This window comes from Gardnerella sp. DNF00038 (assembly GCF_049262855.1).
GTDB classification, from domain to species: domain Bacteria; phylum Actinomycetota; class Actinomycetes; order Actinomycetales; family Bifidobacteriaceae; genus Bifidobacterium; species Bifidobacterium vaginale.
This window is the reverse complement of record NZ_CP058407.1, coordinates 1,535,430-1,556,096: the sequence shown is the minus strand read 5'-3', so window position 1 is coordinate 1,556,096 and position 20,667 is coordinate 1,535,430. Positions and strand designations below refer to the sequence as shown.

19 protein-coding genes, 1 tRNA gene and 1 pseudogene are annotated in these 20,667 nt (G+C 42.0%); 13 read left to right on the top strand and 8 right to left on the bottom strand.

Annotated elements, in window-relative coordinates; all coding sequences use genetic code 11:
• The first annotated feature begins 14 nt into the window (after positions 1–14).
• Positions 15–1,040, top strand: coding sequence for a hypothetical protein (locus tag HXT19_RS06120; protein ID WP_422119673.1), 1,026 nt, complete (start codon positions 15–17; stop codon positions 1,038–1,040).
• A gap of 66 nt (positions 1,041–1,106) precedes the next feature.
• Positions 1,107–2,138, top strand: a complete 1,032-nt coding sequence (locus HXT19_RS06115) for a co-chaperone YbbN (protein WP_285067914.1) — start codon at positions 1,107–1,109, stop codon at positions 2,136–2,138.
• Between the two features lie 87 nt (positions 2,139–2,225).
• On the opposite strand, the gene HXT19_RS06110 is transcribed toward HXT19_RS06115, so the two are convergent.
• Positions 2,226–2,299: transfer RNA gene (locus HXT19_RS06110), tRNA-Met, on the bottom strand.
• A gap of 427 nt (positions 2,300–2,726) precedes the next feature.
• Between HXT19_RS06110 and atpB the strand changes: the two genes are divergently transcribed.
• The 9 genes from atpB to HXT19_RS06065 all read left to right on the top strand — a co-directional run bounded on the left by atpB (position 2,727) and on the right by HXT19_RS06065 (position 11,005).
• Complete coding sequence (gene atpB, locus HXT19_RS06105) at positions 2,727–3,581, top strand: F0F1 ATP synthase subunit A (protein WP_004574496.1); 855 nt, start codon at positions 2,727–2,729, stop codon at positions 3,579–3,581.
• 75 nt (positions 3,582–3,656) lie between these two features.
• Entirely contained in the window at positions 3,657–3,890 is a 234-nt protein-coding gene (atpE, locus tag HXT19_RS06100; RefSeq protein WP_004114197.1) for an ATP synthase F0 subunit C, read from the top strand.
• 64 nt (positions 3,891–3,954) lie between these two features.
• On the top strand, positions 3,955–4,497 hold the full coding sequence (locus HXT19_RS06095) for a F0F1 ATP synthase subunit B (protein WP_101887745.1): 543 nt from the start codon (positions 3,955–3,957) through the stop codon (positions 4,495–4,497).
• 75 nt (positions 4,498–4,572) lie between these two features.
• Entirely contained in the window at positions 4,573–5,154 is a 582-nt protein-coding gene (locus HXT19_RS06090; RefSeq protein ID WP_004114200.1) for a F0F1 ATP synthase subunit delta, read from the top strand.
• Positions 5,155–5,171: 17 nt separating this feature from the next.
• Positions 5,172–6,833, top strand: a complete 1,662-nt coding sequence (gene atpA / locus HXT19_RS06085) for a F0F1 ATP synthase subunit alpha (protein WP_004116290.1) — start codon at positions 5,172–5,174, stop codon at positions 6,831–6,833.
• Between the two features lie 3 nt (positions 6,834–6,836).
• Positions 6,837–7,841 carry a F0F1 ATP synthase subunit gamma gene (locus tag HXT19_RS06080; protein WP_004114205.1) on the top strand — a complete coding sequence of 335 codons (1,005 nt, stop codon included), beginning with the start codon at positions 6,837–6,839 and terminating at the stop codon, positions 7,839–7,841.
• 6 nt (positions 7,842–7,847) lie between these two features.
• Positions 7,848–9,335 carry a F0F1 ATP synthase subunit beta gene (atpD, locus tag HXT19_RS06075; RefSeq protein ID WP_004116286.1) on the top strand — a complete coding sequence of 496 codons (1,488 nt, stop codon included), beginning with the start codon at positions 7,848–7,850 and terminating at the stop codon, positions 9,333–9,335.
• A 2-nt stretch (positions 9,336–9,337) separates the two neighbouring features.
• Positions 9,338–9,652: a F0F1 ATP synthase subunit epsilon gene (locus HXT19_RS06070; protein WP_004114210.1), complete on the top strand. Its 315-nt coding sequence runs from the start codon at positions 9,338–9,340 to the stop codon at positions 9,650–9,652.
• Positions 9,653–10,273: 621 nt separating this feature from the next.
• Complete coding sequence (locus HXT19_RS06065) at positions 10,274–11,005, top strand: hypothetical protein (protein WP_009994308.1); 732 nt, start codon at positions 10,274–10,276, stop codon at positions 11,003–11,005.
• Positions 11,006–11,259: 254 nt separating this feature from the next.
• Here HXT19_RS06065 and HXT19_RS06060 read toward each other — a convergent pair.
• A pseudogene (locus tag HXT19_RS06060) lies at positions 11,260–11,439 on the bottom strand (ATPase); the annotation flags it as partial.
• Between the two features lie 424 nt (positions 11,440–11,863).
• On the opposite strand from HXT19_RS06060, the gene HXT19_RS06055 reads away from it, so the two are divergent.
• Positions 11,864–13,150 carry a Fic family protein gene (locus tag HXT19_RS06055; RefSeq protein ID WP_285067732.1) on the top strand — a complete coding sequence of 429 codons (1,287 nt, stop codon included), beginning with the start codon at positions 11,864–11,866 and terminating at the stop codon, positions 13,148–13,150.
• 114 nt (positions 13,151–13,264) lie between these two features.
• On the opposite strand, the gene HXT19_RS06050 is transcribed toward HXT19_RS06055, so the two are convergent.
• The 6 genes from HXT19_RS06050 to HXT19_RS06025 form a co-directional block, all read right to left on the bottom strand.
• A complete protein-coding gene (locus tag HXT19_RS06050) occupies positions 13,265–13,393 on the bottom strand; it encodes a helix-turn-helix transcriptional regulator (protein WP_285067731.1) in 129 nt (42 codons plus the stop codon).
• 267 nt (positions 13,394–13,660) lie between these two features.
• Positions 13,661–14,572, bottom strand: a complete 912-nt coding sequence (rbsK, locus tag HXT19_RS06045) for a ribokinase (protein ID WP_422119672.1) — start codon at positions 14,570–14,572, stop codon at positions 13,661–13,663.
• A gap of 2 nt (positions 14,573–14,574) precedes the next feature.
• Positions 14,575–15,600, bottom strand: coding sequence for an aldose 1-epimerase family protein (locus tag HXT19_RS06040; RefSeq protein ID WP_248911432.1), 1,026 nt, complete (start codon positions 15,598–15,600; stop codon positions 14,575–14,577).
• Positions 15,601–15,605: 5 nt separating this feature from the next.
• On the bottom strand, positions 15,606–16,982 hold the full coding sequence (fucP, locus tag HXT19_RS06035) for an L-fucose:H+ symporter permease (RefSeq protein WP_248911433.1): 1,377 nt from the start codon (positions 16,980–16,982) through the stop codon (positions 15,606–15,608).
• Positions 16,979–17,635, bottom strand: a complete 657-nt coding sequence (gene deoC, locus HXT19_RS06030; protein ID WP_014554314.1) for a deoxyribose-phosphate aldolase — start codon at positions 17,633–17,635, stop codon at positions 16,979–16,981. The genes fucP and deoC overlap by 4 nt, the downstream gene beginning before the upstream one ends.
• Before the next feature lie 105 nt (positions 17,636–17,740).
• Positions 17,741–18,718 (bottom strand): sugar-binding transcriptional regulator, encoded by a 978-nt coding sequence (locus HXT19_RS06025; protein ID WP_248911434.1) that lies wholly within the window; start codon positions 18,716–18,718, stop codon positions 17,741–17,743.
• A 787-nt stretch (positions 18,719–19,505) separates the two neighbouring features.
• Here HXT19_RS06025 and HXT19_RS06020 point away from each other — a divergent pair.
• Positions 19,506–20,543, top strand: coding sequence for an FAD:protein FMN transferase (locus tag HXT19_RS06020; RefSeq protein WP_004573676.1), 1,038 nt, complete (start codon positions 19,506–19,508; stop codon positions 20,541–20,543).
• Positions 20,544–20,667 lie beyond the last annotated feature (124 nt).

Here is a 20,667-nt window from a genome sequence, read left to right as displayed (position 1 = left end):
TGTGGAAAGTAAGTATGACTATGTTTTATGCGCATAAAATCAAATATTATGTAAGTTTTACATTCGCTACAATAATATCGCTAATTATGTGTTTTGCTCTTAGCGCTTGCGATGGTCAAGTTCCTAAAGCCGCTGAGGGGCATAGCACAAAGGAGCTTCCAAACGTAACGTCTATTAGAGAAAAAGATATACGTTTAAGAGTTTTGAGGTCTCTAGAGCGCGCGAATGAAGAGAAGAATTCTAGTAATCTTGATGGCTATATGAGTGGTCCTGCAATGCTTGTGCGAACTAGTGAGCTTGCGATTGCAGCTAAAACAGGAAAATTGGATCCAAAAACAACAATTCCTCGTGAAGTTGCTCAGACTATTGTGCCTACGAATGCAAACTGGCCTCGTGATTTGATGACGATTACTACTACAACAAAAGACCAGCAGTCTAAGCGATTGTTGGTGATCCGTCAGGATAGGGCACGCTCAAACTATAAATTGTGGGCAGTTGCAAGACTGTTCCCTGGTGTGCGTCTGCCAAAATTCCCTGTTTCTTCAATCGGCGCTTCAATGGGTAAAGCAAATGATTCTGGTCTTGTTATGACTCCTCATGCGGCAGCAGCGGCTTATGCTGATGTTCTGCAGCAAGGAGAATCTAGTAAATTTGCAAAGAGTTTTGCTAGTGATTATTTGCGCGCAAAATTAGCAGAATTGTCGAAGACTGTTCAAGCAGGAATGGAGCGAAACAAAGGTTCTCAAGAACAGGTTTTTGCTTCAGTTCCAAATCAGATTAGCGTTATGCGCGCAAGCGATGGTAGTGATTTAGTAGTTGCGCGTATTGACTCCGTGTGGACTAGGAGAGCTGGAGAAGGTCGAGAATCAAGACCAGCGTCTGACGAGGAGAAAGCTTTGTTTGGAAATGCTAAAGCTACTTCTACAATGCGTGTGACTTACGTAAATGTTGTAGCAATGGTTGTTCCACCAGCTGGCTCTAATGCGCAGATTGTGCCTGTGGGAGCGGAGCGTCAGCCTATAAAGGTAGAAGCCCTGTAAGCAGTTGTATAAGCAATATAAGAAATGTAAGCAAAGTTGTAAGCAATATAAGCAAAAGAGGAAATTATGGTTGATTCACAATCGATGGGTATGAACCCAGGCGGATTCTCTCTGGCTGGAGCAGTGGACTTGGAAGGTGTAAAGCGCAAAGCAGAAGCTCTTGCAAAACGAGAAGCGGCTGAAAAGTCAGGAAAACCTCAGTCTAAGATGCCTCCTGCTTGTGGGTATGTGATTGATGTTAATGAACAAACTTTTCAGGCAATGGTTCAGACTTCTGTAAGTTTTCCAATTATTTTGCTTGTATGGCAAAAAAGCGATGAAACTTCTTATGACTTAGCACAAAAACTTGCGGATTCTATTACTGCGTTAGATGGCAGAATGCAGCTTGCTCGTATTGATGCGGATGAAAGCCAATCAATTGCTCAAGCTTTACGCGCACAGCAGCTTCCAGCTGTATATGGATTGGTTGGAGGCAGACCAATGCCTATTTGTCAGGGATTGCCTAGTGCAGATGAGTTGCAGCAGATTTGTAATGATATTCTGCCTCAGCTGGTTAAAGTTGCGGAAAAATCTGGTGTAGCTGGGATGGCTCCTTATGTTGATTCAGGTGATTCTGCAGGTGATTCTGGTGTAGGCAATAATTCTGCGGATTCTGCGGATTCTGCGGATTCTGTAGATTCTTCTGATGTTCCACCAGAACACAAAATTGCGCATGAGGCGGCTATGAATGGCGATTATGCTTTAGCTGCAAGTGAGTATGAAAAAGTATTGCAGGCTAACCCGAATGATTCTTTGGCATCTCGCGAACGCGCTAAAGCATTGCTTCTTGGCAGAAATACAAACACAAATGTGGAGGCTGTGCGCAAGGCTGCTGGTGATAATCCTGGTGATGCTTCCGCTCAGCTTGCTGTAGCAGATGTGGATATGATTGATGGTCATATTGAAGATGCTTTTAGTAGGCTTCTTGATTTTCTTGCTGGTCATCGCGATAGTGCAGATGTTATTAAAGAACGTATGCTTGAGTATTTTGCGATGCTTCCAGCTGGCGATGAGCGTTTGAATCGTGCGCGTCGTCGCTTAGCAATTCTCCTTTATTGATTATGGATGATTGCACCTGATGGATAAAAAGTAAAAGAAAAGCCAAGATTCGCATTCGTGAGAAATATGCGATTCTTGGCTTTCTAGTAGCGGGGCATGGATTTGAACCATGGACCTCTGGGTTATGAGCCCAGCGAGCTACCGAGCTGCTCCACCCCGCGTCGGCTACTTTTAGCAGCTCTATCTACGATAGGTGCAAATTGTGATTTGTCAAGTTCTCGGCGTGTTTCTATTTGCTTTTTGTGTTGTTAGTCGCCAGCAACCGAAGATTTGTGTAATTTTTGTGCAAAATAAATACAACAAATAAATCTAAAAATAGTTTAATTCTAAACAGAAGTGGAGTACAATAAACAATTGGCTATCGACTTGCTAATTCTGTTATAAGTGCAAAACTCGTTATTAATCAACGATATGACTTAAATGTACGAACCAAGAGTAGAATCAGCTTTTTAGAGATGTATTTTCGTTTCGTACGCACGCCAACGAATAGATTTTCAGGATTTGCTGTTTATACAACTTAGCTTTTGATGGATTGGTATTAACCAGACGTGAGTAGCGATATAAACGACGCCTTATAAGGAGGAGCTGATGAGTGGAGCTATCGGAGTCTTAGCTGGCACTGTGAATTCGGCAGTATTGCTAGCTTCAGAAAGTCCAGAGTTGCCTAAGATTGATGAGTTTTTACCTCCGGAGATTTTGTTCCAAGGCACACCATTTGCAATGAACCGCATTATTTTAGTGCGTGTGCTTATGGCAGTGATTGTTATGATCGTTTTTGGAATTGGTGCTGCTCGTGCAAAGGTTGTTCCAGGTAGATTCCAAAGCGTGCTAGAAATCCTAATGGACTTTGTACGATACAACATTGTGTACGAGATGATTGGCGAAGAACGCGGCAAGCGTTACGTGCCAATGATGTCTACATTGTTCATAACAATTTTCTTCTTTAATCTTTGTTCTGTGATTCCAGGATTGAATATGGCTGCAACCGCAACCATTACTGGTCCGCTTGTATTTGCTTTATGGGTTGTATGCCAATATCTTATTGCTGGCATACGCGAAAAAGGTTTTTTGCGATTCTTCCGTGAAGCATTATTCCCAGCGGGCGTGCCATGGCCGATTTACTTTATTCTTTCGCCATTGCAGCTCATAGAATTAATAATTGTGCGACCACTTTCGCTTACAATCCGTTTGTTTGCGAATATGATTGCTGGCCATTTGCTGGTGGCCACTTGCTTAGTATTCACCAACTTCTTTGTGGTGGATTCCAGCAATAAACTCCTTGCCTTCGGCGGTGCATTATGGCTGCTTGGTGGCATTCTGTTTACCCTATTCGAAATTATGGTAGCAGGATTGCAGGCATTTATCTTTACCGTGCTTGCATCCGTATACATTTCGGAAAGTTACCCAGAGGAAGAAGAAAAATCTGCTGTTGCTGTTGCATAGTGCATTAGCTTAACTCTCAGATTTTACACATCTTATGGGTTTATACTGGTTACTGTTTTAACGGAAAGGAAACCAATGAATAACATCATCGCTCTAGCAGGACTGATCGGTAACCTGAGCATTCTTGGCTTTGCTGTGGCAACAATCTCTCCTGCACTTGGCATGGCAATCGTCGTTGCTAAAGCTATGGAGTCCACTGCACGTCAGCCAGAAGTCGGAAACCGTATTCAGCTGTTCATGTTCGTTGGCTTGGCATTCATCGAGGTTCTGGGCTTGCTTGGATTCGTTGCCTACATTATGGGAAAATGAACCGAACGAAACAACTCGTTCCAGCACAAATATAAAAGTGTTGAAAGAATAGAAAGGACAAGCCATGGCACATTCATCTGAGAGTAATGGTTTGGCATTGTTCTTGCCTGAGCCTTACGACGTAGTGTGGTCGTTAGTTGTTTTGGTAATTCTTGCAGCGTTTTTCTACAAGTTCGTTATGCCTAAATTCCAGGCAATTCTCGATGAGCGTGCAGAAAAAATCGAAGGCGGAATGGCTAAAGCAGCAAACGCGCAGCGTGAAGCTGATGAGTTAAAGAGCCAGATGGAAGAAGAACTTGCACAAGCTCAAGCAGATGCCGCAAAAACTCGCGAACAGGCTCGTGCACAAGCTTCCAAGATTGTTGATGAAGCAAGACAGCGTGCCGAAAAGGACGCTGCGAAAATCATTAGCGAAGCTCAGCATTCCATTGAGGCTCAGCATAAGCACGCCATGACTAGCCTCCAAGGAGAGGTATCGGTACTCGCTGCAGCATTAGCTGGAAAGATTCTTGCGTCTAAGCTAGATGACGATACCGTAGGCTCCAAAATCATTGATCATGTTATTGATGAAGTGGGAGACGTTAAGAGTTCGGGTCAAAACAGGTAGTTAAAAGAGTAGCTAAAACGATTTTTTAGTATTACTTAATTGCTACTTAAGTTTTGCATGAATTAGGAGGTAAGAATGCCAGAAAAGGCATCGCGAGTAAGCGAAAACTTATCGCGTTCTTCGCTTGCGCAAGCCATTTCAGATGCTCATGACGAAGCTCAGCGCATATCTGATGAGCTTTCAACAATGATGGATACGCTAGAAAAGTACCCAGAGCTTTCTGACGCTATTACCGATCCAAATAGGTCTTCGGAAGATAAGTCACGACTGATTGACGAGCTTATTGGAGGTAAGGCGCATCCTGTTGTATTGCGCATTATGCACTATCTTGTAGGTACTTGGCATGGCGGTGCAGAAAGTGGCAAGACGGGCAGCTTTGGAGGCGCATGGTCTGGTTTTGAGCGCGAAGCAGGCGAAACTTTGGTTACGGTTACAACCGCTCAGCCTCTTACGGATAAGCAAATCAAGCGTTTGATTGAGATTTACAGCAACAAGTTGGGTCATCGTGCCTACATAAACCCAATTGTGGATCCAAACGTGCTTGGTGGTATGCGAATACGTATAGGCGATCAAGTAACAGACCGCACAATGTTGATGCAGCTTAAGCAGTTGCAGCGTTCTGCGCGAAATGGTGCTTGGACACAGGCAGTGAAATAAGTTAAATAAGGAGAATTATGGCGGAACTATCTATTGATCCCGCCCTTATACGCAAGGCACTTGACGGGTTCGTTGACTCGTATAAGCCGGCAGACATGCCAACACAAGAAGTTGGTTATGTTGTTACGGCTGGTGACGGCATTGCGCACGTAGCTGGATTATCTGGCTGCATGGCAAACGAGCTGCTCACCTTCGAAAACGACACCCTTGGCTTAGCGTTTAACCTTGATGCTCACGAAATCGGCGTGGTTATTCTAGGCGATTTTACGGGCATTGAAGAAGGGCAGGAAGTTTACCGCACTGGCGAAGTGTTATCGGTGCCAGTGGGAGACGCCTATCTTGGTCGTACAGTAGACCCATTGGGTAATCCAATTGATGGTCTTGGTGCGATTGAATGCAAGGAGCGTCGTATTCTTGAAGCCCAGGCTCCAGACGTGATCCATCGTCACCCTGTGGACGAGCCTTTGTCTACTGGTTTAAAGGCAATTGACGCAATGACGCCAATTGGCCGCGGTCAGCGTCAGTTGATTATTGGCGATCGTCAAACTGGTAAAACAGCAATCGCAATCGATACGATTATTAACCAGCGCACAAACTGGGAAAGTGGAGATCCAAAGAAGCAAGTCCGTTGCATTTACGTAGCAATCGGACAAAAGGGTTCAACAATCGCTGCTGTACGTCAAAGCCTCGAAGAAGCAGGCGCTATGAAGTACACAACAATCGTTGCAAGCCCAGCTTCGGATTCTGCAGGTTTTAAGTACATTGCACCTTATACTGGTTCTGCAATCGGTCAGCATTGGATGTACAACGGCAAGCACGTTTTGATTGTTTTCGACGACTTGTCTAAGCAAGCGGAAGCATATCGTTCGATTTCTTTGCTTCTTCGTCGCCCACCTGGGCGTGAAGCGTATCCAGGCGATGTGTTCTATCTTCACTCTCGTCTGCTAGAAAGATGCGCAAAGCTTTCCGACGATATGGGCGGCGGCTCAATGACTGGCTTGCCAATTATTGAAACTAAAGCAAACGACGTTTCTGCATACATCCCAACCAACGTGATTTCTATCACTGATGGTCAGATCTTCTTGCAGTCCGATTTGTTCAACGCAGGTCAGCGTCCAGCAGTCGATGTTGGTATTTCCGTGTCTCGTGTTGGTGGTGCTGCTCAGGCTAAGGCTTTGAAGAAGGTCTCTGGCATGCTTAAGATTTCTTTGGCTCGATACAAGTCTTTGGAATCCTTTGCAATGTTCGCTTCCGATTTGGATGCAGCTTCCAAGGCTCAGCTCACTCGTGGCGCTCGTTTAACCGAGTTGCTTAAGCAGAAGCAGTTCTCGCCTCATTCTATGGAGCAAGAAGTTGTTTCCGTGTGGGCAGGCACTCATGGAAAGCTAGACGATATTCCTGTAAAAGATGTTTTGCGTTTTGAAAGCGAATTATTGGATTATCTCGATAAGGGAACCGACATTTTGCAAGTGATTCGCGATACTGAAGATTTCACCAAAGAAACAGAATCGAAGCTTGATGCTGCAATTGAGGACTTCCGTAGGATGTTTAAGACTTCTGCAGGTAAGCCTTTGATTGTTAAGGATTCTCTGCCTCCAGCTGAAAACCCTGCTCCAGTTGAAAAAGAGCAGCTTGTTGCAAAGCCGAAGTCGGATAATCGTGAATCTGAGGGGAAGTAGCGTATGTCCTCCCAACTTGCATTGAAATCGAGAATTATTTCCACACAGTCTTTAGGTAAAATCTTTAAGGCTCAGGAAATGATTGCGTCTTCTCATATAGCAAAAGCGCGTGATATCGCTCTAAATGCTAAGCCTTATAGCGACGCAATTTTCGATGCCGTGCAGGCGTTGGTAGCTCATCATGAAGCGAATATTAAGCATCCTATTTTTGGTAAAGAACGTTCGGGTAATCGCGTAGCCGTGTTGGCGTTAACTTCAGACCGTGGCATGGCTGGCGCGTTTACGTCTTCGATTATTCGAGAAACCGAGGCGTTGCTCGCAAAGTTGGATGCGGAAGGAAAGCACGCTGAGCTGTACGTGTATGGTCGCCGTGGCGCAACCTATTACAAGTATCGTAATCGCGATGTTGCAGGCACTTGGGAAGGGTCTACTGATCATCCTGATGTGACTATTGCGGAGCGAATTTCCGATACTTTAATGGATGCGTATATGACTCCAGAAGAAGATGGAGGAGTTTCGGAGCTTTACATTGTATTCACCGAGTTTATAAACATGGTGAGGCAGAAGGTTCGTACTCTGCGCATGCTTCCAGTTGAGCTGGTTCCTTTAAAGGACGGCGAAGAGTTTGCTATGCATCGTCCAGATTACGAGGCAGCTTCTGGCCCTTCGGCTTCGCTTTCGTCTACGGGTGCGGTTTCGGCTCGAGAAGAAGCTGTTAGCCGCAGTAATCCGGACGCTGTGGAATATTGCTTTGAGCCAAGTCCAGACGAAGTGTTGGATTCGGTTTTGCCAAAGTATATTCAATCGCGTATACACGAATGTTTGCTTACTTCTGCTGCTTCCGAAACAGCTAGTAGACAGAATGCTATGCATACGGCTACAGATAACGCCCGCAATTTGGTGGAGGATTTGACAAGAAAGCTTAATGCTTCTCGCCAGGCTTCCATCACACAAGAACTTACCGAGATTATCGGCAGCGCTGACGCGCTGAATAATGAGGAGGAATAGGAGCATATGGCTGAAGATCAGACCACAGCACCTCCAGAAGATGCAAAGGAAGCCGATCCAACGGCTGGTCGCGTAACCCGTGTTCAGGGTTCCGTGATTGACGTTGAATTCCCAGTCGGCTATCTTCCAGATATTTACAATGCTCTCAAAGTGGATATCAACACCGTTGGAAACACGGAGGGAGATACCGTCCACGAGATTACATTGGAAGTTGAGCAGCACCTTGGTGATTCAACTGTGCGAGCAGTGGCACTTAAGCCTACGGACGGCTTGGTCCGTGGCGCTTTAGTTAGAGACACTGGTGGACCAATTTCTGTGCCTGTTGGAGATGTTACAAAAGGTCACGTTTTTGACGTAACTGGTAACATTTTAAACGCTAAACCAGGCGAAAACATTGAGGTTACTGAAAGGTGGCCAATTCACCGCAACCCACCTGCTTTCGATCAGCTTGAGTCTAAGACTCAAATGTTTGAAACTGGTATCAAGGTTATCGATTTGCTTACGCCTTACGTACAGGGCGGAAAGATCGGTCTGTTCGGCGGCGCAGGCGTTGGTAAAACCGTGTTGATTCAGGAGATGATTCAGCGCGTTGCACAGAATCACGGTGGTGTGTCTGTGTTTGCTGGCGTTGGCGAACGTACTCGTGAGGGTAACGATTTGATTGGCGAAATGGCTGAGGCTGGCGTTTTGGAGAAAACAGCGCTTGTCTTTGGTCAGATGGATGAGCCTCCTGGGACTCGTCTTCGTGTGCCTCTTACTGCTTTGACTATGGCTGAGTATTTCCGTGATGTTCAGAATCAGGATGTGTTGCTGTTTATCGACAACATCTTCCGCTTTACTCAGGCAGGTTCTGAGGTTTCCACGTTGCTTGGTCGTATGCCTTCTGCAGTTGGTTATCAGCCAAACTTGGCGGATGAAATGGGTGCGTTGCAGGAGCGCATTACTTCTACGCGCGGTCATTCTATTACGTCGCTTCAGGCTATTTACGTGCCTGCAGATGATTACACCGATCCTGCACCTGCAACAACCTTTACGCACTTGGACGCTACTACTGAGCTTTCGCGTGATATTGCGGCTAAGGGTATTTACCCAGCTGTGGATCCTTTGACTTCTACTTCGCGAATTCTTGATCCGCGTTATGTTGGTCAGGCTCATTACGATTGCGCTAATCGTGTGAAGGCTATTTTGCAGCGTAATAAGGAGCTTCAGGACATCATCGCTTTGATTGGTATTGATGAGCTTGGTGAGGAAGATAAGACCACTGTGAGCCGTGCTCGTAAGATTGAGCAGTTCCTTGGTCAGAACTTCTATGTGGCTGAAAAGTTCACTGGTCGTCCAGGTTCTTATGTTCCAGCTGATGAGACCATTGAGGCGTTTACGCGAATTTGCAATGGTACTTACGATGAGATTCCTGAGCAGGCGTTCTCTGGCATTGGTGGCATCGATGATCTTGAGCGTCGTTGGCACGATATGAAGCAAGAGTTTGGTGCGTGATTATGGCAGAAAAGCAAGTGAAAACGCTGCACGTTAGTGTGGTTGCAGCCAGGCATCCTGTTTGGGAAGGCGATGCCAAGTTTGTGGTTATTCCTTCTGTGAATGGCGCAATGGGTGTTCTTCCTGGGCATGAGGCTGTGCTTGCGTTGATTGATCACGGATTTGTAAAGGTTGACGATTTGAATGGCGTTCGTCATGTTTTTAAGGTGACTGACGGATTCTTTTCTGTTGACTCAGACAATATTACTATTGCTGTTGAGCACAGTTGTAACGTTGATAAGGACGGCAATGTGTTGCCTAACGCTAAGGTGATTTAATGTGATCTAAGTTAATCTAAGGCTGACTTTTGTAATAAGGTACGCTAGATAAGCAGGAGTTTGCGATTATTTATCGCGGCTCCTGCTTTTTGTTTCTTTTTGCCCGCGTTTGTTTCTATTTTGCTAAAAAGGGAACAAATGCGGGAATCTAGTTGTGAGCGATTGTATTGTAGCGTGGCATTTCGTGTGGTGTTGGTTTGACGTTGGTGTGGCGCTGCGTGGTGTCGGCGTGTTGCGTGTGTGGGTTGTGTGGAATGTTGATTTTTCAATGGTTTTATAGTGTTAGTGTTCTTGCTTAGTAGTTTCCTGAGAAAAGTCTGGGAAAATTCTTTAAAAACCTTGAAATAATGTGTTTTTACGGTTTTATTAGTGTTAATCCGCAAATATTATGGTGAAAATAGTTTTTATTGTGGATTAGTTTGTGTGTAACATTATTTTTTTCTGTTTGTTTTGTGTGGGTGCCTCTTGACTTTTTTAAACGGGGGGGGGGTATGTTAATAAGCAAACGCTAGCTGCTCCTAGTTTTGGCTGGTGTTTAAACCACTATCCATATGTTGTGGATTGTGGAGCAAATTTTTCTCTGCGCCCCTAACGCAGAGGAGAAGAAGAAAGGAAATTAAAATGATGAATAAGAAGGCTATCGCCGCTTTCGCTGCTGGCGCTACTTTGCTTGCCGGCTTCGCAATGGCAACCCCAGCAATGGCTGAGTCTCTAATACCAATGTATAACCAGAATAATGGTTTTGCTGAGGTTTCTGATGGTACTGATGCTTCTGTTCTTAAGGCTACTATCGAGCAGGATAAGCAGGAAATCAAAGCTGCTGAGGACTGGAATGATAAGGTAAGCTCTGCTTACGCTAATGCTAACACTAATACAGCAACAGTTACTGTTGATGGTGTTGTTCCTGCAGATTCAAGCCAAGCAACTCATGTTCTTGTTCTTGGCAAAGATGGTAAGTTGAACCAATTAGTTAAGGCAGGCGCAGTTACCGAGGCTCAAGTTGCTGCTCTTGTGGCTGCTGCTAATAAGGCTGAGGCTGCTGTTGATGCTGCTAAGAAGAAGCTTGCTGATGATGAAGCTGCTTTAGCTAAGCTTGAGAGCAAGAAAGTAACTCCTAAGAAGGATGATAAGAATACTCCATCCAAGCCTGAAACAAAGCCTGTTGTTCCTGGTGTTCATGTGAAGACTGCTGATAAGGCTGCTGCTAAGGGTGAGCTTGCTGCTAAGGGTGGCAATGGTCATGGTAAGTCTGGCGAGAAGCTTGGTAATGCTGGTGTTGGTGTTGCTTTGACTGCTTTGGCTGCTTCTATGCTTGCTGGTATGGGTGCTGCTGTTCGCAAGATGCGTCACTAAGTTAAAAGGCTTGCGTTGAGCGTGTGATACGCGTGTTGTTTTGCTTCACGCGTATCGCAAGCTTTCAAATAGTGGCTTGGGTTTTCGTGTGGTTTGCCGAAAATTTCCTTTTCTTACCATGTGGAGTTTGGGTTGCTGTTTGATTGTGCTTGATGCTTGTTGCTGGTTGGTTGTTTCCTGCTAGGGACGGGATTCTTCCTTCTGGTTTTAAGGGTTTGTTAGATTACTTCTAACAAACCCTTTTTATGTTTTACTCACTTTGCGTCAATTAGCCATTGTTCTATGTCTATTACGTGGATTCCTTCAACGTCGTAAGAATCGTGGCGAGTGTTTGCAAGTAGGATTTTAGTGTATGAGTCTTTTATTGCTTTTAGTGGCGAAAGTTCGCGCTCTAACGTTGCGTCGTCGCTAATGTTATCTTCAAGCTCGTAGTATTTTTACTTTTGAAAGCAAACACGTATTTTTACTTTCAAAACTTTAATATTTTTTCACTTTTGAAAGTGGGGGCGTATGTTTGCGTAAAATCCCGAATCTTTACTTTTGCGTGCATAGCATTGGTGTTGTCTGCGCCGAAACGAGTGGCGTTATGTTGATGTTACCGACGCTGTCGATGTTTCTATAGTGCGTTTTTGCCAAAATGTCGGTATAGACGAATGTTTTTTACTCGCTATGCCTTCATTTTGGCAAAATGTAGGTATAGAATATACTTTTACGTTAGCTAAGCAATCATTTTGCGATAAATTTGTCATTTGCGTATAAGCAAAATGTCGAAGTGAAAATATTGCAAGCAAATACTACAAAATCTTCAATAGCGTAAACGCAATAATGTAAACGCAATAACGTAAATGGAGTCGCATTATGAATTACAAAACAATACGCAAAATAGTTGCGATGTCTAAAAGTAATGCAAAACCTTGTGATATTGCGGAAGAAGAATATCGATTGCGCATTGATAATCCTGTGACGTATCGTTCTGGAATCGTATTTGACGCTCATGAGATTTTTGCAATGTGTGTAACGGATCTTGTAACGTACATGAATGATATTGCGAATACTGAAAAAAACATTGAAGAAGAGTGGAACAAGTTGCTTCCCTTTGCTCAGCGCGAGTATTTAATGCAACTTATTGCAAAAGAAGTGCAAAATACCAACATTATTGAAGGTGTTCACAGCACTAGAAAAGAGCTTTCCAAAGCACTTGATGCTGCAGGAGCGCAGAATAAGCATACTCGTTTTAGTGAATTTACTAAGCTTTTTCTCGAGCTTGCGGATTCCAAAAAAAAATCAGTTGCAGAATCAGCTGTTGAATCTAATGAGTGCGGCACTTCAATTCCACAAACCTTGCAAGATATACGGAAAATCTACGATCGCATTATGCAAGGTGAATTAGGAGTAAAAGACATTCCAGATGGAGAAATCTTTAGAAGTGGAAAAGTAAGTATTCGTGATGGTGCAGATAATGTAATACACAATGGAGATGCAACCGAAACTGAAATTCAGGAGCACTTAACTGAGTTATTGCATTTGATGAATAGCAACGAAGTCCCAACGCTTATTAAGGCGTGCATGTGCCACTATGCTTTTGAAAGCGTGCATCCATTTTATGATGGAAACGGCAGAACTGGGCGGTTTTTGCTTGCTTTGCAATTACATGAGCAGCTTTCGATGCCAACAATTTTGAGCCTAAGCTCTATAATCTACGCGGAAAAATCTGGATACTATGCTGCTTTTTCTAAAGCTCAGGAGTTGTTTAATTGCAATGATTTAACTATGTTTTGCTGCAAAATGTTGGAATATATTGTAAAAGCACAGAGCGAAGTGTTAAATTATATTACTTTGCAAGTAAACCAGACTATTTACTGCATGAACAAGTTATTCGAGCTTTCCAAAAAAACAGAGATTTCTAAAGTGCAGTACGAAGTTATGACAATTTTGCTGCAAAATAAGCTTTTTTCATATAATCCAACTCCGATGACAAGAAAACAATTAAGTGAATACGTTGGAAATGCAATTGGTGAGCAGGTTGGTGAGAGAAAGATTGTGAGCGCGCTTAACGGTTTGATTGAGCTTGAAATGGTTTATTCTATTGGCGAACGCCCTATTCGGTATGCGCTTTCTAAAAAGGCTAATGAAATGCTTGCGTGAGGCAAGCGATGTTTGTTTCATTTCGCAAAATTAAAAAATTTTCAAATTTGCGAAGTGGGATTTGCTCTGTTTTGCGAAATTAGATTTGTTTGGCATTAAAGCGCGTAAATCATGTTACGCCGAAACGAGTGGCGTTATGTCGCCGATGTTGGATTCGTCAAATCGCAGAATATCGTAGTCGCGTTGAAGGTTGAGCCAAAAATCTGGGGCTGTTCTAAAAGTTTTAGATAGCTTGTATGCCATTGCTACACTGATTGCGCGTTTGCGTGAGCACGCATTAATAAACTGATATTATTTTTGACTACATTTTTGTTGTTTACATTCTTTTTTGTTTGCTTATTAGATGTATGAGAAGGCAAATTGATCAATTAACCCTAATTTTGGTCTGGGAAGATACAATAGCAATTTTCCATTGTATAACACAAAAAGTTGGGTTGATAACTATCGAGTATAATCAACCCAACTTTTTATGCCATACGCTTAATTAGTGTATATTGACTTTATAATAAACTATTCCAATCCAACTTCTTCTGCCGTAGCATAAGATAACTGTGTACCTCGTTTGGTTACAGCATCTCCAGCATATATGTTGGCTGCCTTTATAGATGCTTCTATGTCATGGGTCTTTACCCATGTATGACTGAAACATCCAATGAACGCATCGCCAGCGCCAGTTGTATCAACTGCATTTTGAGCGGATTGTGCATCAGCTTTAAACATCTTTTCGCCTTCACTATTTACTAATAGTGCTCCTTTGTTTCCCAATGTAACAATTACATTAGGAATACCAGATTGTAATAGCATCCTAGCTGCATTAGTGATATCTTCACTAGTGTCAACAGGCATTCCAGTAAGGAGAGAAAGCTCGCTTTCGTTAGGCACAATAAATTCGCAATTGCGAATATTCTCTAGTGATAAAGCTGGATCTGCTGGAGCTGGATTCAGTAGGACTGGTACACCCAATTCCGCACCCATTTTTATTGTTGCATACACAGTTTCTAGAGGAATCTCTAACTGTAGAACTATCAGTTTGCATTTTGAGATTTCACTGCGAGCTTTTTCCACGTCATTTGGTGTAAGTTTTGCGTTTGCTCCTTTGACTATAATTATTGAGTTTCGCGATTGTGGATCTACAAAGATTGGAGCTACTCCAGATGTAGCGTCCGTTCTCATTACGAATTTAGAGTCAATACCATTTTTCTCAAAATTGTTAATTGTGTTTTCCGCGAAAACATCGTTACCAACTCTTGTTACCATCAATACTTTTGAGCCCATTCTAGATGCTGCTACTGCTTGATTAGCACCTTTCCCTCCACAGCCCATGTGAAAGTCTGGGGCTTCTACTGTTTCTCCATCTGTTGGCATACGGTTTATGTAAGAAATCAAATCAACCATATTTGATCCAACTACTGCAATTTCCATTGTTACTTCTCCTTAATTCCAGTATGAACAGTGAATTTCTTTGTTTCGCCAGGATTTAATTGAATCAATGTGCCAGCTTTCCTAGCAGCTTCGCGCCCCTCTGGTCTAGATGTTCCAGGCAAAGCAAAAGCTGCAACTTTTTGATCTGCATTGTAAAGAATCCATCTGGTTACAACAGGGAATTCTTGCGTGGAGAATTGTGTTTCGAATGTAGTGCCGTCTGGAGCAACCATATCAATAATTGCATTGTCTGTAATTTTGTTTACTCCATCCGCAAAGTAGACAATTTCTGGATCGAATTCTTCTGCTCCCACTAATGAATTAGCATCTTTTTTACCACTTAGTATGTCTTCATTAAGTTGTGTCCATCTTGGAGTTGGCTTTACGTGAGCAGGAATAGATGTTCGTAACTTGAATGTGTCATTGCCAAAGTTTTGTGTTATTTTAGCGTCTTTTACAAATGCATAGTTCATGTGGCACATGTACTGTAGTGGCATTGACGCATATAGCGACTTATTGGTTACTTCTAAATGAATATCAAACATTGAAGAACCTTCGTGTAAAGTTACTGAAGGTTTTGCAACATAGTGATCACCAAAGCCCTGTAAGTATTCGTAGGAAGATTCAATTGTTATAGATGTCTCGGTAACAATTAATTTTGCATTATCCATATGCGAGCATGGGAATTCACCGTGTAAAGGATGCGTATCTTCCGTAGAAGGGCACCCTGCAGCTAAAAGTCCAGAATGGAATGCAAAGCACCCGTATGTGTTAACAATTTGGTTTGCTGGTTTAGGTTTTGAGAACATGTTATCCATTCTCAAACTTTTACCATCAAAATTTGCATCCCAAATAATCTGTCCCATGAATGGAAGCACTTCAACATATCCTCTAGAATTACGTATTGTTAAGGATGCTATACCTTGAGGATATTGTTTCGTGGTAACAGACCATTCATTATTGTGTAATATTTCTTTTACTGATTCAGTGAACTGCGATTCGAAAAGATTAATATTAAATTCTGACATGACATTCAGCTTTCTTTTTTAGATTTTTTGTAGATTAAGTAGAAATAGATGAATACTGCTGCAAAGCAGACTAAATCAACTATGAATGAGATTTGCATAGAGCCAGTGTGATCAGATACAAGTCCTTGTATTGCGGGAACAATTGCTCCACCGATTATTGACATAACAATTACCGCGCCGCCAGTCTCTGTGAAACGTTTGTCTTCTATGGAATCCAGAGTACGCGAGTAAATAGTTGCCCAACATGGTCCAAATAGTGCTGATACTAACACTGCTGCATATACGGCAGTCATATTTGGAACAAGTATTACATACACTAATGCAATAAATCCGCATGCTGAGTATCCAATAAGCACAAGATCTTGATTTATCTTCGTCATAAGTAAGTTTGCAATAAACTTTCCTGCGAAGAATCCAATGAATGAAAAGATCATGAAGTTTGCTGCGGTGCGTTCATTTAAACCATGATCTATATTGAGAGCAAGTCTAATAGTGAACGACCAAACAGCCGTCTGCATTCCTACATACAAGAATTGTGTTAGAATGCCGATTCTAAACCTAGAATTTTTTATTAGATAGCGTAGTGTTTCCACTATTGATGCATTATCTTTTGCATCCTCATCAGTGTGTGTAGGTTTGCAAGATGGGAATTGTGTTATAGCAATAATAATTAGCATTACTAACAGGATTAAAATGATAACCCTATATGGATGTAGAGTCCTTTGTAACATTTCCCTGGCAAACTTTTGGCTCTCTGCCACACTCATTTTTGCCATTTGACTATGTAAAGATTCACCTTCTGTGAAGATTAAATACTTTCCTAGCAGAATACCAGCGATAGACCCTAGAGGGTAGAAAGTTTGAGAAATGTTTAATCTCAAAGTGGAAAGTCGTTTTTCTCCAATCATCGATGAATATGTGTTGCATGATGTCTCTAAGAATGACAGACCTACTGCTATTGCAAATAAAGACACTAAGAACACAGAATATGTTGCCATAGTGGATGCTGGGAAGAACAATGAGCATCCAATTATGTATACGGTAAGACCTATCAGTATGCCAACCTTGTAGCTAGAATGCCGAATTACTCTAGACGCAGGTATAGCGATTAAGAAATACCCCCCGTAGAATGCTGATTGTACAAATGCTGATGCAAAATCGGACAGTGAAAACACCGACTTAAATTGAGTGATTAATACATCATTAAGACTTGCTGCGATTCCCCACATTGGGAAGCATATCGATAATAGCATGTATTGAAAGATAGGAGTTTTATTTAGATATCCATCTTTTAGTTGTATGGTTTTATCTTTTATAATTCCCCAAGTTTTATTAGTAGCAAATGTTTCTTCATTTGCTAAATCTGGCTGCTGTGTAATCATGATTCTTCTCCTGAAAGAAGTTTCACTCCAGCAGAGGCTCCGATTCTGTTGGCGCCAGCTTCAATCATTTCGTTCATCTCTTCTGATGTATGAATTCCCCCAGCAGCTTTAACGCCCATATCTGGTCCAACAGTTTTTCGCATAAGTTTGACAGCGTGTACTGTTGCTCCTCCTGTAGAGAAGCCTGTTGAAGTTTTAACAAAATCAGCGCCAGCTTCTTGTGCGCATTTGCTGGCCTTTACTATTTCCTCATCTGTTAATAGACACACTTCAAGGATGACTTTAACAATAGCTTGGCGATTTGCACCTTCTACAACTGCCTCAATGTCCTTGGTTACATATCCCCAGTCGCCTTCTTTTGCGGCTCCTATATTAATAACCATGTCGATTTCATTTGCACCTTCTTTGATTGCAAGTTCTGTTTCAAACTTTTTGACTTCTGTACAATGCGCTCCAGAAGGGAATCCAATTACAGTGCAAACTTTCACGTCACTATCTTTAAGGAGCTCTGAAGCTAGTTTAACTCTGCATGGGCTTATGCATACTGAGCAGAATCCATACTTTTTCGCTTCGTTGCAGATTTTTATGACCTGTTCTGTTGTTGCATCGGGAGCTAGCAATGTGTGATCTATGTATTTAGCTTTTTCTTCCATTTTGTCTCCTTTGACTTTAGAGAAACTACCTCAGTTTCTCTAGGCATAGAGTGTAGTAGTTCAGGAGACGTATTTGAACAAAATTTCAGAACATATGTGCAATTTTTAAGAATTGTTACTCTTTTTACATATCGACGCTAGTTTGTGCGCAGTTGGTACATCTATAACCAATCGATTTGCATATTTACAAGTCAATGCAACATAAATGGAGTCTAATTTTTCATTTCCGCCTGCTATTAAAATGCGTTGCTCTTTGTGCCGTAATTCTGGCAAAGAAATCGTAAGAGTCCGAGCATTTAAATCTGGTAAGCAAACCCTACCATTTCTATCTACGAAATGTGAACAAATATCGCCGACAGAATTTTCAGTTAATTCTTTTTTCTCATTGTTTGTTATGAGTGGAGAAGACATAAGAGGCGATGTAGATTCATTTGAACCAACACTATAGACGACAATTCTTGCTTTTTCTGCATGAGAAATCACATTCCTTATGCCAGTTTGACGTTCTACAGCCTGTTTAGCTTCAACAGATTCAAAAATAATTGGATAAGCAATTGTATGTATAGTGGCATTTAAAGCGATATGGAATGCTTTTAATGCGTTCATCATAGAAAGATCCATAGAAGGCAAAGACATGTCTCCGCGCAATTGAACAACATGTATGTTATTAAAATGCATCTCTGGCATTTGTGAAGCAACATAATCGATCGTCCTTGACCAAGATATTCCAATTGTATCTCCATCTCTCAGAAGACCAGCTATGAGTTGTGAACCAGCTTTTCCTAATGATTTATGTAGATTTGTATCGCGTCCTCTTATAGGAGAGACAAGTCTAACTTCATCAAGTTGAAAATATTTTTTTAATGTTTCTATAAGATGTATGTCTTTCTCTCTTGGATCTTCTACTGTAATTTTTACGAATCCACGTTTTTTAGCATGAGATAATAATTTTGACACGTTCGGCCTTGAAACATGTAAAACTTCGCTCACTTCAGCTTGAGATAATCCATTGTAATAAAGCTTTGCAACGTCTAAAGCTTGATGATCTTTGTGGGTCATGCCTAATTGATCTGTTTTCATCATTTTCCCATTCACGCATGATAATCATCTTTAGCTGCATAAGTTAGTAGACTAATTTTCGATTTTCATATACGACTGAATAATATGGGATAATTATATGTACAATTTAATAATAAATTAAGTGCTAAATACAAAAAGTAAGTTTATTTTTATATTATTCATACCGTTGTAATGTATTTTTAGCTAATAAAGTCATTGTCGGCATATTAATCTTTTTGCAATAATACAAAAGCTTTACCGGCATGTTGCAAGCATGTTGGTTGTTGTAGTAAGTCTTGTTTATGCGATGATAATATATTTGATTTTTTCCTGAAGAGTCTTAATGATTTGCAATTACTATATCGAATGTCAATATTGTTTCTAATTTTTCTTATTCGACAGAATTCAATAAGTTGATTAATTTTTAGACAAATTCTACCAAGGTAAAGTACATAAATATTATATTTATTATATTTTGTAAGTATTTTTCGTTGGCAATATGCTGATGTGAAAATATTAAAGATAATTGCGATCTGGCATGCATATAAGTGAGGATTTGTGATTTATGCTGACTTTACCATCAATTTTAATATAGTTGTTGATGCAGTATTTTTCCCACGATGTCGGTATAGATGAGTATTTTTTGTACGCTATGCCTTCATTTTGCCAAAATGTAGGCATAGAACATGGCTTTCTGTAAACTATGACGACATTTTGCTATTTTGTGGCTTTTGGGGGATATTGTTGTGGTTTTTGATGATTGATAGAGTGTTTGATGTTGGGAGTGAGTCAAATGATGTTTAGGAATGTAATGGCGATTGAGCGCGCGCTTGGAACGGGGATTATTATCTCTAGCAGCAAGCCGATTTCGCAGCGCGTGCAGAAGCGGATTCGCACTTTTGTTGAAGAGTATGAATCGGTGCTTTCGCGCTTTCGTGCAGATTCGCTTGTTTCGCGCATGGCTTGTGCGGCTGATGGCGGCGATTTTGAGTTTCCAGAATGGGCTGGGCCACTTTTTGCGCTTTATAGCGAGTTTTACGCTGCCACTCGCGGAGCTTTCGACGCTTGTATTGGTGCAGATCTGCTTGCGCTTGGCTACGATAATTCCGTGCAATTCGTTCCGCAATCGGCAGCTAGCGCGAGTGATGATAGTGACAGTTGGGCTAATTATCGCCGCGCTTTGCCAGTTACGTGGGGGAATATTTCGCGAGATTGCGGCAGCGTAACGCTTCACACGAATCAGCCAGTGCAGCTTGATTTTGGTGCAGCGGGTAAAGGTTATTTTGTAGATCTTGTAACGCGGATTATTAAAGAGGAGCTTAGCGGCGATTCGCCTTCGAATAGCGATTCTCCTGCGGATTTTGATTTTTTGGTAAACGCTGGCGGTGATATGCGCGCTTGCTTTAGCAATGAAGATTACCAAATAAAAGTTGCTCTGGAAAATCCGTTTGACACAACTCAAGCAGTTGCAGTGGCATCAATCGCAAGCGGAGCGTTGTGTGCGTCGTCTAGCGCAAGAAGGCGTTGGAAAGTAAAAGACGCAAGTTATTTAGGCAAAGATGCAAGTGGCTTTGAGTCTAATTTAATTGCGACTCACTTGATTAATGCGCTTGACGGCATTCCTGCTTGCGATTTATGCGCAAGCTGGGCGTATGTGTCTAGCAAAACGTGCGATTTTCCAACTGCTTACGCCGATGCGCTCGCAACTGCGTTGTTTGTATCGCAAGAAAGCGATTTGCAAAAAATCGTGCAAACTACCAGCGCTGAGTTTGCTGTAATGCTGCCTAATAAAACGCTTCGCAAAACGCGTGCATTCCCAGCGCGCTTTTTTCGGAGTGATGCTGAGTAATGCTGAATAATTCCAACTAATGCCCAATAATGACTATGCGAGCTAGCTTGCTTGCAAGAATCGAAGCTAGACGCAAACAATACGGTAGCGTTGCAATCAGCTTCCACTTTCAAATGTGCATAGT

Coding starts and splice junctions, on each gene's coding strand:
- HXT19_RS06120 (WP_422119673.1), top strand. CDS start 15: ATGACTATGTTTTATGCGCATAAAATCAAATATTATGTAAGTTTTACA.
- HXT19_RS06115 (WP_285067914.1), top strand. CDS start 1,107: ATGGTTGATTCACAATCGATGGGTATGAACCCAGGCGGATTCTCTCTG.
- atpB (WP_004574496.1), top strand. CDS start 2,727: ATGAGTGGAGCTATCGGAGTCTTAGCTGGCACTGTGAATTCGGCAGTA.
- atpE (WP_004114197.1), top strand. CDS start 3,657: ATGAATAACATCATCGCTCTAGCAGGACTGATCGGTAACCTGAGCATT.
- HXT19_RS06095 (WP_101887745.1), top strand. CDS start 3,955: ATGGCACATTCATCTGAGAGTAATGGTTTGGCATTGTTCTTGCCTGAG.
- HXT19_RS06090 (WP_004114200.1), top strand. CDS start 4,573: ATGCCAGAAAAGGCATCGCGAGTAAGCGAAAACTTATCGCGTTCTTCG.
- atpA (WP_004116290.1), top strand. CDS start 5,172: ATGGCGGAACTATCTATTGATCCCGCCCTTATACGCAAGGCACTTGAC.
- HXT19_RS06080 (WP_004114205.1), top strand. CDS start 6,837: ATGTCCTCCCAACTTGCATTGAAATCGAGAATTATTTCCACACAGTCT.
- atpD (WP_004116286.1), top strand. CDS start 7,848: ATGGCTGAAGATCAGACCACAGCACCTCCAGAAGATGCAAAGGAAGCC.
- HXT19_RS06070 (WP_004114210.1), top strand. CDS start 9,338: ATGGCAGAAAAGCAAGTGAAAACGCTGCACGTTAGTGTGGTTGCAGCC.
- HXT19_RS06065 (WP_009994308.1), top strand. CDS start 10,274: ATGATGAATAAGAAGGCTATCGCCGCTTTCGCTGCTGGCGCTACTTTG.
- HXT19_RS06055 (WP_285067732.1), top strand. CDS start 11,864: ATGAATTACAAAACAATACGCAAAATAGTTGCGATGTCTAAAAGTAAT.
- HXT19_RS06050 (WP_285067731.1), bottom strand. CDS start 13,393: ATGGCATACAAGCTATCTAAAACTTTTAGAACAGCCCCAGATTTTTGG.
- rbsK (WP_422119672.1), bottom strand. CDS start 14,572: ATGGAAATTGCAGTAGTTGGATCAAATATGGTTGATTTGATTTCTTAC.
- HXT19_RS06040 (WP_248911432.1), bottom strand. CDS start 15,600: ATGTCAGAATTTAATATTAATCTTTTCGAATCGCAGTTCACTGAATCA.
- fucP (WP_248911433.1), bottom strand. CDS start 16,982: ATGATTACACAGCAGCCAGATTTAGCAAATGAAGAAACATTTGCTACT.
- deoC (WP_014554314.1), bottom strand. CDS start 17,635: ATGGAAGAAAAAGCTAAATACATAGATCACACATTGCTAGCTCCCGAT.
- HXT19_RS06025 (WP_248911434.1), bottom strand. CDS start 18,718: ATGATGAAAACAGATCAATTAGGCATGACCCACAAAGATCATCAAGCT.
- HXT19_RS06020 (WP_004573676.1), top strand. CDS start 19,506: ATGGCGATTGAGCGCGCGCTTGGAACGGGGATTATTATCTCTAGCAGC.